Source organism: Vannielia litorea (assembly GCF_019801175.1).
Taxonomy (GTDB): domain Bacteria; phylum Pseudomonadota; class Alphaproteobacteria; order Rhodobacterales; family Rhodobacteraceae; genus Vannielia; species Vannielia litorea_B.
Genome location: NZ_JAHVJR010000001.1, coordinates 326473 through 339039, shown reverse-complemented (window position 1 = coordinate 339039; position 12567 = coordinate 326473). Strand labels below are relative to the sequence as shown.

The window sequence follows — 12567 nt, the reverse complement described above, 5'->3', positions numbered from 1 at the left end:
GTCGCCCGCAGGCCAGCCCCCGTCCCTGCCTCAGGCTACCCCGCCCCCATGCGCCTCCTCCTCACCTTCGCGCCGCTGCTCCTTTCGGTGGCCCTGCTCCAGCTCTCCACCGGCGGGCTTGGGCCAATGGATGCGCTCTCGGGGCTGACGCTGGGCTTCACCACCGGCGAGATCGGCCTGCTCGGCTCAGCCCATTTCACCGGGTTCTTCCTTGGCTGCTGGTGGGCGCCCCGGCTGATGGGCAGCGTCGGCCACGCCCGCGCCTTTGCCGCCTTCACCGTGCTCGGCGCCATCGGCCTGCTGGGCCACATGCTGCTGACCGCGCCCTGGGCCTGGGCCGGGATGCGCGTGGCCTCGGGGCTCTGCATCGCCGGGTGCTACACGGTGATCGAGGCCTGGCTTCAGGCGCGGGTCACCAATGCCACGCGGGGCCGGGCGATGGGCAGCTACCGGCTGGTCGACATGGGCGGCTCGCTGCTGGCCCAGCTGCTCGTCGGCGTGCTGGAGCCGGCCACCTATGCCGCCTACACCCTGCTTGCCATCCTCTGCTGCGCCGCCCTGCTGCCCACCGCCCTCACCCGCGCCGAGCAGCCCGCCACGCCCGAGGCCCCGCGCCTGCGCCCGGCCCTCACCTTTGCCCGCTCGCCACTTGCGGGCGCCGCCGTTCTGGTGGCCGGGCTCACCTCTGGCAGCTTCCGCACCATCGGCCCGGTCTATGGCCAAGCGGTCGGGCTCGGCCCCGAGCAGATCGGCCTCTTCCTCGCCATCTGGATCGGCGGCGGCGCGCTGGCGCAATGGCCGGTGGGCTGGCTCGCCGATCGCTACGACCGCCGCTGGGTGCTGATCGGCCTCTCGGTCGCCTCCACCCTCGCCTGCGCCCTGACCCTCGCCACCTCGCAGTCCACCACCGCCGTGCTGATCTGCGCGGCGATCTTCGGGCTCACCAGCTTTCCGATCTACTCGGTCGCCGCCGCCCACGCACACGATTGGGCCTCCGATGACGAGCGGGTCGAGCTTTCGGCCTCAATGATGTTCGCCTTCGCCGCCGGAGCCATCGCCGCGCCGCTGACGATCTCATGGCTGATGCAAGCCACCGGCCCCGGCGCGCTATTCACCATCATCGCGCTGGCCCATGTGGCGCTCGCCGTGATTGGCACGATCCGAATGCGCGCCCGCCCGACCAGCGCCGAACGCACCCGCTACATCTACGCCCCGCGCACCAGCTTCCTGATCGGCCGCCTCACCGGCCGCCAGCGCAAAGACCCTTAGGGCAAGGCGGGCTCCTGCGCCCCTAGCCGGAAACCGCCAGAGCCCCGCGCCCGTGCCGCGCCCCGTGCTGCCAGAGCACCAGCACGCAGAGGCCCACCATCGCCACATCCGCCAGCGGCGGCGCGAGCCAGAGGCCGATCTCGCCCAGCGCCCAAGGCAGACTGAGCGAGAGCGGGATCACCAGCAGGTAAACCCGCGTCAGCCCCAGCAAGGCGGCCCGCCGGGCATCACCAATGGCCTGAAAGAAGGACGACACCATGCTCACAGGCCCCACCAGCACGTAGCCTGCAAGGATCACCGGCAGCAGGCCGGCCAGCGCCGCCTGCACACCGCTGTCACCGGTGAAAAGCGCGCCCAGCCCCCACCGCGCCGAAATCAGCCCGAGCGCCACCGTCCCGCAATAGGCCAGCGCCGCGCCCATCGCCCGGTGCAGCGCCCCGTTGGCCCGCGCGTGCAGCCCTGCGCCGTGGCAGGTGCCCGCAATCGCCTGCAGCGCCTGCCCCAGCCCGAGCATTCCTAGGAAGGCAAAGGCCATGACCCGCAGGTAGATCCCATAGGCCGCAATCAGGGCCTCAGTGTCCGGCCCGTCCAGCAGCCGCAACATCGCCACCACCGCGCCGGTGCTGAGCGCGATGCCCAGAAAGCTCAGGCTCTGCGGCGCGCCTAGGGCCAGCATCTCGCCCCACCGGGCGCGGCTAGGCCGGGGTAACGGCAACACCAGCCGCCCCCGCGCCCGCAAGCCCAGCACCACCAGCACCGCCGCCGCCTGCGCCACCAGCGTGGCCAGCGCCGAACCTGCCACGCCCCAGCCGAAGACGGCGATGAAGAGCCAGTCCAAGGCGCCATTGCCGAGCGACACTGTGAGCGACATCGCCGCCATGAAGGGCACCCGCCCCTCGACCCGCAGCGCATCCGTCTGGAGCGTCAGCACCAGCCCCAGCAGCCCGCCGCCGCCGAGGATCGCGATGTAGCGCCAGCCCATCCCGGCCAGCGTGGAGTCCCCATCGGCCAAGAGTCGCACCAGCCCCGGCCCCGCCACTGCCCCCACGGCACAGACGCCGAGCCAGATCAGCAAGGCCAGCCCATGCGCCCCGCCAAAGGCCCGCGCCGCGCCGCCCGCATCCGCGGCCCCCAGCGCCCGTGCCACCACAGAGGCCATGCCCGACGACACCAGCGTGCCCAGCGCCGCCAGCAGCATCACCGCCGGAAACACCAGCGTCACCGCCGCCAGCGCCTCTGCGCCCACGTAGCGGCCCAGAAAGATCGCATCGACCACGCTCAGGAGCCCGTGCAGCATCATCACCAGCGAGATCGGCAGTGCCGTGCGCAGCAGAAGCGGGCCCAGCGGGCCGGAGAGATAGGGAGAGTCGGACATAATTTTTTACCCGGGTATAAATATACCCCGCCCTACCGTCCTCCCGCGTCCCGGTCAAGCCCGGTGGCATCGCACCCCCGTTGCTCCCCGCCGCTGCCTGCTGTAACCCTCCCGGCAACTCCGACAAAGGCCGCACCCATGCCCCGCACGCTCATCACCTCCGCCATTCCCTACATCAACGGGATCAAGCACCTCGGCAACCTCGTGGGCTCACAGCTCCCGGCCGACCTCTACGCCCGCTACTGCCGTGCGCGTGGCGACGAGGTGCTGTTTCTCTGCTCGACCGACGAGCATGGCACCCCCGCCGAACTGGCCGCCGCCAAGGCGGGCAAGCCGGTGGCCGAGTTCTGTGCCGAGATGCATGAGGTGCAGGCCGAGATCGGCAAGGGCTTCGGCCTGTCGTTCGACCACTTCGGTCGCTCCTCCTCGCCCCAGAACCACCGGCTGACCCAGCATTTCGCCGGCGCACTGGCCGACAACGGCCTCATCGGCGAGGTCTCCGAGAAGCAGGTCTATTCCAACGCAGATGGCCGCTTCCTGCCTGACCGCTACATCGAGGGCACCTGCCCCAACTGCGGCTACGACAAGGCCCGCGGCGACCAATGCGAGAACTGCACCAAACAGCTCGACCCGACCGACCTGATCGAGCCGCGCTCTGCCATCTCCGGTTCGACCGACCTTGAAGTGCGCGAAACCAAGCACCTCTACCTCAAGCAGCGCAGCCTGCGCGCCGACATCTCCGCCTGGATCGACAGCAAGACAGACTGGCCCGTGCTCACCACCTCCATCGCCAAGAAATGGCTGAACGATGGTGACGGGTTGCAGGACCGGGGCATCACCCGCGACCTCGACTGGGGCGTGCCGGTGAAAAAGGGCACCGAGGACTGGCCGGGTATGGAGGGCAAGGTCTTCTACGTCTGGTTCGACGCGCCCATCGAATACATCGCCTGCGCCGAAGAGTGGCAAGACGCCGGAAAGGGCTCCGACTGGGAGCGCTGGTGGCGCACCGACAAGGGCGCCGATGATGTGCGCTACGTCCAGTTCATGGGCAAGGACAACGTGCCCTTCCACACCCTCACCTTCCCCGCCACCATCCTCGGCTCCGGCGAGCCGTGGAAGCTGGTCGATTACATCAAGTCGTTCAACTACCTGAACTACGAGGGCGGCCAGTTCTCCACCTCGCAAGGTCGCGGCGTGTTCCAGGACCAGGCGCTGGAGATCCTGCCCGCCGACTACTGGCGCTGGTGGCTGCTCTCCCACGCGCCCGAAAGCTCCGACACCGAGTTCACTTGGGAGACCTTCCAGCAGGATGTGAACAAGGATCTGGCCGACGTGCTGGGCAACTTCGTCAGCCGCGTGACCAAGTTCTGCCGCTCCAAATGGGGCGAAGAGGTGCCTGCGGGCGGCGCGCTGTCCGAGAACGGAAAGGCGCTGATCGCCGAGCTTCATCACAAGCTCACCGAGTACACCGCCCAGATGGACGCCATCGAGGTCCGCCGCGCGGCGGCGACCCTGCGCTCCATGTGGGTGGCGGGCAACGAGTTCCTGCAATCGGCGGCGCCTTGGACCACCTACAAGGAAGATCCGGAGGCCGCGGCGGCCGACATTCGCCTCGCGCTCAACCTGATCCCGGTCTACGCCGTGCTCTCTGCGCCCTTCATCCCCTTCTCCGCCGAGCGGATGCTGGCCGACATGGGCGCCGAGGGGGCCGAGTGGCCCACGGATATCTCCGCCGCACTCAGCGCCTTGCCCGAAGGTCACGGCTTCACCGTGCCCGACGTGCTCTTTGCCAAGATCAGCGACGAAGCCCGCGAAGACTGGGCCACCCGCTTCTCCGGCACCCGTAGCTGACCCGCCGCCGCCCTGCGGCCCGCGACAAAAGTCGGCACCCACGCCGTTCAAACGGCCTCTTGCGAGAGAAAATCGTGAAAACGATCATGAAAGACTTGCTTTGCAAGTCGAAGCGGCGTCGAATTACGCAGGGTAAGGTTCGAGGGCGTACTGCAACGCGCCTTCTCGGAGGGGCGCCATGTTGGAGGGGTAAAATGAACCCCCGGCCCAGTATTCAGGATGATTCCGTCGCACCTGCAGACGGCCTCGATGGCCTGTTCACCATCGAGCCTCTTCTGCTGCACTCCATCGACGAATCGGGCACCCTCCTCAACGTCTCCACCGCGTGGGCGCGGATGCTGGGCTACACCCGCGAAGAGCTGATCGGGCGGCGCACCACCGATATCATGACCCCCAAGTCCCGCGCCTTCGCGCTCACACGTGGGCTGCCGCTGCTTTATTCAGCGGGCCGGGTCACCAACATCTCCTACGAGTTCGTCCGCGCCGATGGGCGGCCCCTGCCGGTGCTGCTCTCCTCCGGGGCGATCCGCGACGAGGCCGGGCGTTTCCTGCGCGCGCTGACCGTGGTGACCGACGACCGCCGCGCCCGCTACGCCGAGCGCGAGCTCGACGCCCGCAACCGCCGCGAGGCCGATGGCGCCGACGGCCTCCGCGATGTGCTCGAACGCCTTGGCCATGAAACCCGCACCCCCCTCGGCGCGATCCTCGGCTTTGCCACCCTGATGGAGCAGGGCCAACTGCAAGACAGCCAACGTGCCCGTCTGGCCGAGGTGCTCTCCGCCGCCGAGACCCTGCGCAAGGCGCTCGATGCCGCTCTGGCCGAGGCCGAAGGCAGCCTCGCCCCGCCCCGCCGCACCACCAATCCGCCGCCCGCCCGCCCCGGCACGCCGCCTGCCCGGCAACTGCCGCTGGCCCCCATGCGGGTGCTGCTCGCCGTGGCCGAGGCCGCGCGGCAGGACCGCCTGCGCGAGATGCTCCGCGCGACCGGCCATGAGGTGAAAGCTGTGGCCAATGGCTATGAGGCCATCGAGGCGCTCTTTGCCGGCCCGACCGACCTCGCGCTCATCGACCTCGACATGCCCGGCCTCTCCGGCCCGGCCACCGTGAGCCAGATCCGCAACTCCGGCCGCAACTTCCACGACATTCCGGTCATCGCCTGCACCCCCGAGGCCGAACCGCCCGCCTTCGCCAGCCTGCGCGGTCAGGGCATGGATGGCGTGGTGACCGGCAGTTGCACACCCGGCGGGTTGGAAGCCGAAATGCGCCGCGCCCTCGAGTCGCGCAGCCCTTAGGGCGGGACCTGTCCCACCACCAGCGCTCAGGTCCGCGCCCGCGCCCCAGCGCCGCACCCCACTTCCCTTCGCCGCCCGCGCATTACATCCTGCGCTGCAATGCTGCTCGTGGCCGATGACATACACAAAACCTTCCCGCTGCCCTCCGGCGGGGCGCAGCCCGTGCTCTCCGGCGTCTCCCTCGCGCTTGACCCCGGCGAGACCCTCGCCCTCACCGGCGAGAGCGGCTCTGGCAAATCCACGCTCCTGCACCTGCTCGCCGGGCTTGACCGGCCCGACAGCGGCAACGTCACCCTCGGCGGCGCGCCGCTCTCCACCCTGCCCGATGCCGCCCGCGCCGAGGCCCGCCGCACCCGCATTGGCCTCGTGTTCCAGCAGTTCAACCTGATCCCCTCGCTCGACGTGGCCGCCAACCTCGCCTTTCAGGCGCGCCTCGCCGGACGGCACGATGAAGGCTGGTGCGCCACCCTCGCCGAGCGCCTCGGCCTCGCGCCCCACCTCTCCGCCTGGCCCGAAACCCTCTCGGGCGGCCAGCAACAGCGCCTCGCCATTGGCCGCGCCTTGGCCGCCAAGCCACCGCTGATTCTCGCCGATGAGCCCACCGGCAACCTCGACGAAGAGAACGCCGCCACCGTCCTCGCCCTCATGCTCGAACTCGCCGCCGAAACCGGCGCCGCCCTCGTCACCGTCACCCACTCCGCCACCGTCGCCGCCGCCATGTCGCGCCGCCTGCACCTGTCACGCGGCAAGCTGGCATGACCCGGCCCGTCGTAATTTCCCGAGGAGCCGCAGCGCGCACATCACCGCGAGCACGCCTCGAAGGGCGGACGAGCCGCCCACGCCCGCACCCCGCCCGCCAATGACCCGCGCTGCCCTCCACGCTCTCCTGTCCCACTGGCGCCGCCACCCCGGCCAGCTCGCCACGCTGCTTCTAGGTATCGCGCTCGCCACCGCCCTCTTCTCCGCCGTCCAAGCCATCAACGCCGAGGCCCGCGCCTCCTATGCCGCCTCCGAGGCCACCCTCTCCCCCGACGCGCCCGACCATCTGACCTCCCCCGCAGGCCGCATCCCGATGCAAACCTTCCTCGCCCTCCGCGCCGCGGGCTGGCAGGTCTCCCCGGTCTGGGAGGGCGAAACGCCCGAGGGCCTCACCGTGCAGGGCTACGACTTTCTCACCCTCCCCATGGGCAGCCTGCCGGACCTCGCGCCAACCCTCGCGCAGATGCCGCCCTCCGCCCTCATCACCCTGCCCCCGCCGCAATGGGCCGCGCCTGAGAGCCTCGCCGCGGCGCCGCAAGCCACCCCGGCCCCCGGCCTCGCGCCCGGCCTCCTCGTCACCACGATCGACGGCGCAATGTCCCTCGCCCCCTCCGGCGCCATCACCCATTTGCTCGTCGCCCCCGACGCCGCACAGCCCCTCACCCGCCCGCCGCTGGCCGAGGTCGCCCCCACACTCACCCGCAGCCGCCCGCAGGGCGGGGCCGAGATCGCGCGGCTCACCCGCAGCTTCCACCTCAACCTCACCGCCTTCGGCCTGCTTTCCTTCGCGGTCGGCCTCTTCATCGCCCACGGCGCCATCGGGCTGGCCTTCGAGCAGCGCCGCCCGATGTTCCGCACCCTCCGCGCCCTCGGCCTGCCCACCCGAACCCTCGCCGCGCTCACCCTCGCCGAGCTGACCGCCTTCGCCCTCGTCGCGGGCACGCTGGGGCTCGCCCTCGGGCATGTCACCGCCGCCGCGCTCCTTCCCGATGTTTCCGCCTCCCTGCGCGGCCTTTACGGCGCCGCCCTGCCCGGCCAGCTCGCCTTCCGCCCCTCATGGGCGGCGACCGGCCTCTCCATCGCCCTCGCGGGCACGTTGGCCGCAGGCGCAGGCGCCCTCCTCGCCCTCGCCCGCCTGCCGATCCTCGCGGCCGCCAAGCCCCGCGCATGGGCCCGCGCCTCCGCCCGCAGCCTCGCGCTTCAGGCCGCCGCCGGGGCCGCCCTCGCGGCCGTCGGCGCTGCCGCCGTGCCCCTGATCGGCGGCCTGCCCGGCGGTTTCGCCCTGCTCGGCGGCCTGCTCCTCGGCGCCGCGCTCGCTCTGCCCGCCCTGCTCGCCGCGCTCCTCGCCGCCGCCCAAGGCCTCGCCCGCCGCCCCCTCGCCCAATGGCTCTGGGCCGATGCCCGCCAGCAACTCCCCGGCCTCCGCCTCGCCCTCATGGCCCTGCTGCTGGCGCTCGCCACCAACATCGGCGTGGGTACGATGGTCAGCTCCTTCCGCCTCACCTTCACCGGCTTCCTTGACCAGCGCCTCGTCTCAGAGCTCTACGTCACCGCCCGCAGCGAAGATGAAGCCACCCGCCTCCGCGCCTTCCTCGACACCCGCCCCGAGGTGCAGGCCACCCTGCCCATCTGGCACGTCGACATTCCAATGGCCGACCAAGGCACCGGCGAGCTCTACGGCGTGGCCGACCACCCCACCTACCGCGATAACTGGCCGCTCCTCTCCGCCACCCCCGGCGCATGGGACCGGCTCGCCACCGGCGACGCAGTGATGATCAACGAGCAACTCGCCCGCCGCGCTGCCCTCGGCCCGGGCGACACCCTTCAACTCGCGCCCGACTGGAAGCCCCAGATCGTCGCCACCTATTCCGACTACGGCAACCCAGGCCCCCAAGCCATCGTCGCCACCCCCGCGCTCACCCGCCACTTCCCCGATGTGCCAAAGCTCCGCCACGGCATCCGCGTCGCGCCAGACAATATCCCCATGCTCACCGCCGCCTTGACGGATGACTTCGGCCTGCCCCCCACCGCGCTGGTGCCCAACGCCGAGATCAAGGCCTACTCGCTCGCCATCTTCGAGCGTACCTTCGCCGTCACGGCGGCCCTAAATGCCCTCACCCTCGGCGTCGCCGCGCTGGCGATCCTCACCGCCATGCTCACCCTTTCCACCATGCGCCTGCCCCAAATCACCCCGGTTTGGGCGATGGGCACCACACGCGCCCGCCTCGCCACGCTGGAAGCCCTGCGTACCCTCGCCCTCGCCGCCTTCACCGCCCTGTTTGCCCTGCCCCTCGGCCTCGCCCTCGCCTGGGCGCTGCTGGCGGTGGTCAACACCGAGGCCTTCGGCTGGCGCCTGCCCATGTTCCTCTTCCCCGCCCAATGGGCGCTACTCTTCGCCACCGCGCTGGCAGCAGCCGCGCTGGCCTGCTTCTGGCCGGTGCTGAAGCTCCGCCGCACCCAGCCCGCCACCTTCCTCAAGACCTTCGCGAGCGAAAGATGAGCCTCACCCGCCGCACCCTCCTCGCCGGCCTCGCCGCCACGCCGCTCTCGGCGACCGCGCAGGGCTTCGCCGGTCTCGGCACCGAGGCCGATGGCTTTGCCCTGCCTTCCCGCAGCACCACGCTCACCTTCCCCACCGATCACGGCCCCCACCCCGCTTTCCGCATCGAATGGTGGTATCTCACCGCCACCCTCGCGGGGCCGGACGGCACCCCCTACGGCATCCAGTGGACCCTGTTTCGCTCTGCCCTCGCACCGGGAGAGCGTGAAGGCTGGTCCTCCCCGCAGGTTTGGATGGCCCACGCCGCCCTGACCACGCCCGAGAGCCACCACTCCACCGAGCGCCTCGCCCGTGGCGGCACCGGGCAGGCAGGCGTCACAGCCGCCCCCTTCGCCGCATGGATCGACGATTGGCACATGGTCGCCAACGGCTCCGGCACTGGCGACGAACTCGACCACCTCGACCTCACCGCCTCCGCCCCCGACTTCGCCTACAAGCTCCAGCTCACCGCTACCGGACCCCTCGTCCTCCACGGCGACAAGGGCTACTCGGTCAAATCCCCCACCGGCCAAGCCAGCCACTACTACTCGCAACCCTTCTACGAGGTCTCCGGCCGGCTCATCCTCCCGAACGGCGACATCCCCGTCACCGGCAACGCCTGGCTGGACCGCGAGTGGTCTTCCCAACCCCTGGCCGAAAATCAGGACGGCTGGGATTGGGTCTCCCTCTCCTTCTCCACCGGCGCCCGCCTAATGGGCTTCGCCCTGCGCGCCACCGACGGCACCGCCTTCACCTCCGCCACATGGATCGACCCGGACGGCACCACCACCTCCTACGTTAACGGCGCCCTAACCCTAACCCCGCTGAATGGCAGCACGCCCCCCACCCGCTGGCGCGTCACCCTGCCAGACAAGGGCGTCGATGTTGAAATCGACGCCCTCCGAGCGGACGCATGGATGAATGTCAGCTTCGAATACTGGGAAGGCCCGGTCTCAATCACCGGCAGCCACACAGGCCTCGGCTATCTGGAGATGACAGGCTATGACCGCCCGTCTCGGCCCTAACCCACCGGCGCGTATCCCCCCGGCCAAGCCTCCAGCAGAGGCGAGTGAAACACCCCTTCCACCGCCACCCGCCCGGCCAGCGCGGGCTTCCAGCGTTCGGTCTGCAGCATCGCCGCCCCCACCACCACCACCTGCGCGCCGACCTTGTCCAGCAGGTCCAGCGCGGCCACCATCGAGGTGCCGGTCGAGACCGCATCGTCGATCACCGCAACGCGCGCGCCTTTCAGCAGCGGCAGCATGCGCGGGTCGATGTAGAGCCGCTTGCCGCCCCCGGGGCTGGTGACCGAGCGCAGCGGCTCCGAGAGCGCCTCGTCGTACCAGAACTTGCGCGAGGTGCCGAGCGGCAGGTAGCGGCCGTGGCCCAGTGCCTCCGCCACCCCCGCCGCCAGCCCGAGGCCCAGCGTGGGCAGGCCGACCACCCGGGTCACGCCATGCGGGCGCAGCGCCTCGGCCAGCAGCGCGGCCAGCTGCCCCGCCACGCTAAAACTCGCCTGGTTCAGGATCAGCGAGGCCAGCGCCGTCTCTGTGCCCTCCAGCGGGCGCAGCGGCAGCCACAGCACCTCGCCGCCCGGCAGCGCCGCCGGAAAGCGCCCCACGTAGGGCGGCGGTGGCGGCGGGCCCGGCTCGATTTTTTGCCAGAAGTCCTCCGGCGCCATGCCACCCGCGCCCGCCATACCCGTCAAAGCCCCAGCGCCGCGCCATCGGCGCGCGGGTCGCTGGCGGCCTCGCGCAGCCCGCCGGGGTGCAGCACCACCGCGCCCGCATGGCCTGCAAGATCGCTGAAGGGCGGCAGCATCTCCACCTCGTGGCCCGCCTGCCGGAGCTCTGCCACCAAGCCTGGGTCCATACGGCTCTCCACCTTCAGCGTGGTGGTGTCGTCGCCCCATGTCTTGCCCAGCAGCCAACGCGGGGCGGTCACCGCCTCCTGCAAGCCCATGCCGAACTGCGCATACCGGCTGAACACGGCGGCCTGAGTCTGCGGCTGGCCCTCGCCGCCCATCGTGCCATAGGCCATCACCCGCTCGTCCGTCAGCTCTGCCATCGCCGGGTTCAGCGTGTGGAAGGGCCGCTTGCCCGGCGCCAACTGGTTCGGCCCATCACCCAGCGAAAACGCCGCGCCACGGTTCTGAAACACCACGCCCGTCTTGGGGCAGGTTAGGCCGGAGCCGAACTCCCAGAACACGCTCTGGATGAAGCTCACCACCGTGCCCTCGGCATCCGCCGCGCCCATCCAGATCGTGTCGCCCTGCCGCGGCTCATAGGGCCATGGCAGTGCCCGCGCCGGGTCGATCCGCGCGGCCATATCATCCACCGCCGCCGCCTCCAGCCACGCCTGCGCCTCCACCCCGTCGCCCAGCTCGGCGTTGCGCCGGATAAAGGCCTGTTTGGTCGCCTCGATCAGCCCGTGGATATGGTCGAACCCCTCGCCTTCGCGCACCCCGAGCCGGTCGAAGAGCGCCAGAATGCTGAGCGAGGCCACGCCCTGCGTCGGCGGCAGCATGTTCCACAGTCGCCCCTGCGAGGTGCTAACCTCCAGCGGCACCCGCCGCTCCGCGCGGTAAGCCTCCAGATCGGCGCGGCGCAGCGGGCTGCCCGCAGCCTCCAGAAAGTTGCCGTGGGTCGCCGCGAGATCGCCGCTGTAATAGTCGACCACCCCCGCCTCCGCGATCCGCTCCAGCGTGGCCGCAAGGGCGGCCTGCGTCAGCCGGCTGCCCCGCTCCGGCGCGCTTCCGCCCGGCATGTAGATATCCGCGAAGCCGGGCACCGGCGCGAGGCCCTCGGCCTTTTCTGCCGTGCAGTCCGCCTGATTGCCCGTCACCGCAATGCCCTCGCGGGCGAGCGCGATCGCTGGGGCGAGCAGCCGCGCAAGCGGCATCGGTGCATCGCAGAGCGCCAGCGCCGCGCCCCAGCCGCCTACCGTGCCCGGCACCGTGAGCGCCGCCAGCGGCCCCCGCGCCGGGATCGCCTCTGCATGGCCCTGCGCGGCATACCAATCCGGCGTCGCCAGCCCCGCCGCCTGCCCGCCCGCGAAGATCGCGACCGGCGCCTGCCCGGCCCGCTTGATCAGCCAGAACCCGTCGCCGCCGATACCGTTCATATGCGGATAGGCCACCGCCACCGCTGCCGCTGCGGCCACCATCGCCTCTACCGCGCTGCCTCCTTCGGCAAGCACGCCCGCCCCGGCCTGTGCCGCCGCCTGATGCGGCGCGGAGATGGCCCCCTTGAGGCCGAGTGCGGGGTTGAGCATGTGGTGTCCTCTCGGTCGCGCCGGTGGTGGTCTGCTGCGTCTTGCGGCCCCAACGGGCACATTGCGCAGTATGCCACCTATATTGCCGCGAAGCCGGGCGCATGCAAGCGCCCGCCCCCGGCAGCCGCTCCGGCACATCCAGCGACCACCAGAAAATCCGATCAAAACAGTCGGCTTACTGAAGGGTTTACCCTCTGTCTGTCCGCAAC

The 12567-nt window shown here is 70.8% G+C and carries 9 protein-coding genes; 6 read left to right on the top strand and 3 right to left on the bottom strand.

Annotation, left to right across the window (positions count from 1 at the left end; translation table 11 throughout):
• Nucleotides 1-48: 48 nt before the first annotated feature.
• On the top strand, nt 49-1269 hold the full coding sequence (locus tag KUV38_RS01695; protein WP_222468395.1) for an MFS transporter: 1221 nt from the start codon (nt 49-51) through the stop codon (nt 1267-1269).
• A 22-nt stretch (nt 1270-1291) separates the two neighbouring features.
• Here KUV38_RS01695 and KUV38_RS01690 read toward each other — a convergent pair whose 3' ends face one another.
• A complete protein-coding gene (locus KUV38_RS01690; RefSeq protein WP_222468394.1) occupies nt 1292-2644 on the bottom strand; it encodes an MATE family efflux transporter in 1353 nt (450 codons plus the stop codon).
• A gap of 138 nt (nt 2645-2782) precedes the next feature.
• Here KUV38_RS01690 and metG point away from each other — a divergent pair, with 138 nt between their 5' ends.
• The 5 genes from metG (at nt 2783) to KUV38_RS01665 (ending at nt 10110) form a co-directional block, all read left to right on the top strand.
• Complete coding sequence (metG, locus tag KUV38_RS01685) at nt 2783-4495, top strand: methionine--tRNA ligase (RefSeq protein ID WP_222468393.1); 1713 nt, start codon at nt 2783-2785, stop codon at nt 4493-4495.
• A gap of 194 nt (nt 4496-4689) precedes the next feature.
• Nucleotides 4690-5787, top strand: coding sequence for a PAS domain S-box protein (locus KUV38_RS01680; RefSeq protein ID WP_222468392.1), 1098 nt, complete (start codon nt 4690-4692; stop codon nt 5785-5787).
• A 99-nt stretch (nt 5788-5886) separates the two neighbouring features.
• Nucleotides 5887-6546: an ABC transporter ATP-binding protein gene (locus KUV38_RS01675; protein ID WP_222468391.1), complete on the top strand. Its 660-nt coding sequence runs from the start codon at nt 5887-5889 to the stop codon at nt 6544-6546.
• Nucleotides 6547-6646: 100 nt separating this feature from the next.
• A complete protein-coding gene (locus tag KUV38_RS01670) occupies nt 6647-9046 on the top strand; it encodes an FtsX-like permease family protein (RefSeq protein ID WP_222468390.1) in 2400 nt (799 codons plus the stop codon).
• Nucleotides 9043-10110, top strand: coding sequence for a lipocalin-like domain-containing protein (locus KUV38_RS01665; protein ID WP_222468389.1), 1068 nt, complete (start codon nt 9043-9045; stop codon nt 10108-10110). Before KUV38_RS01670 ends, KUV38_RS01665 begins: the two co-directional genes overlap by 4 nt.
• Here the strand turns inward: KUV38_RS01665 and KUV38_RS01660 are convergent.
• Nucleotides 10107-10784, bottom strand: a complete 678-nt coding sequence (locus KUV38_RS01660) for a phosphoribosyltransferase (RefSeq protein ID WP_261385265.1) — start codon at nt 10782-10784, stop codon at nt 10107-10109. The genes KUV38_RS01665 and KUV38_RS01660 overlap by 4 nt on opposite strands.
• Nucleotides 10785-10789: 5 nt before the next feature.
• A complete protein-coding gene (locus KUV38_RS01655) occupies nt 10790-12358 on the bottom strand; it encodes a gamma-glutamyltransferase family protein (protein WP_222468388.1) in 1569 nt (522 codons plus the stop codon).
• Between the last annotated feature and the right edge of the window lie 209 nt (nt 12359-12567).

Bases quoted from the DNA above. Each gene is read 5' to 3' on its own strand.
- metG (WP_222468393.1), top strand. From the start codon at position 2,783: ATGCCCCGCACGCTCATCACCTCCGCCATTCCCTACATCAACGGGATC.
- KUV38_RS01670 (WP_222468390.1), top strand. From the start codon at position 6,647: ATGACCCGCGCTGCCCTCCACGCTCTCCTGTCCCACTGGCGCCGCCAC.
- KUV38_RS01680 (WP_222468392.1), top strand. From the start codon at position 4,690: ATGAACCCCCGGCCCAGTATTCAGGATGATTCCGTCGCACCTGCAGAC.
- KUV38_RS01695 (WP_222468395.1), top strand. From the start codon at position 49: ATGCGCCTCCTCCTCACCTTCGCGCCGCTGCTCCTTTCGGTGGCCCTG.
- KUV38_RS01655 (WP_222468388.1), bottom strand. From the start codon at position 12,358: ATGCTCAACCCCGCACTCGGCCTCAAGGGGGCCATCTCCGCGCCGCAT.
- KUV38_RS01675 (WP_222468391.1), top strand. From the start codon at position 5,887: ATGCTGCTCGTGGCCGATGACATACACAAAACCTTCCCGCTGCCCTCC.
- KUV38_RS01660 (WP_261385265.1), bottom strand. From the start codon at position 10,784: ATGGCGGGCGCGGGTGGCATGGCGCCGGAGGACTTCTGGCAAAAAATC.
- KUV38_RS01690 (WP_222468394.1), bottom strand. From the start codon at position 2,644: ATGTCCGACTCTCCCTATCTCTCCGGCCCGCTGGGCCCGCTTCTGCTG.
- KUV38_RS01665 (WP_222468389.1), top strand. From the start codon at position 9,043: ATGAGCCTCACCCGCCGCACCCTCCTCGCCGGCCTCGCCGCCACGCCG.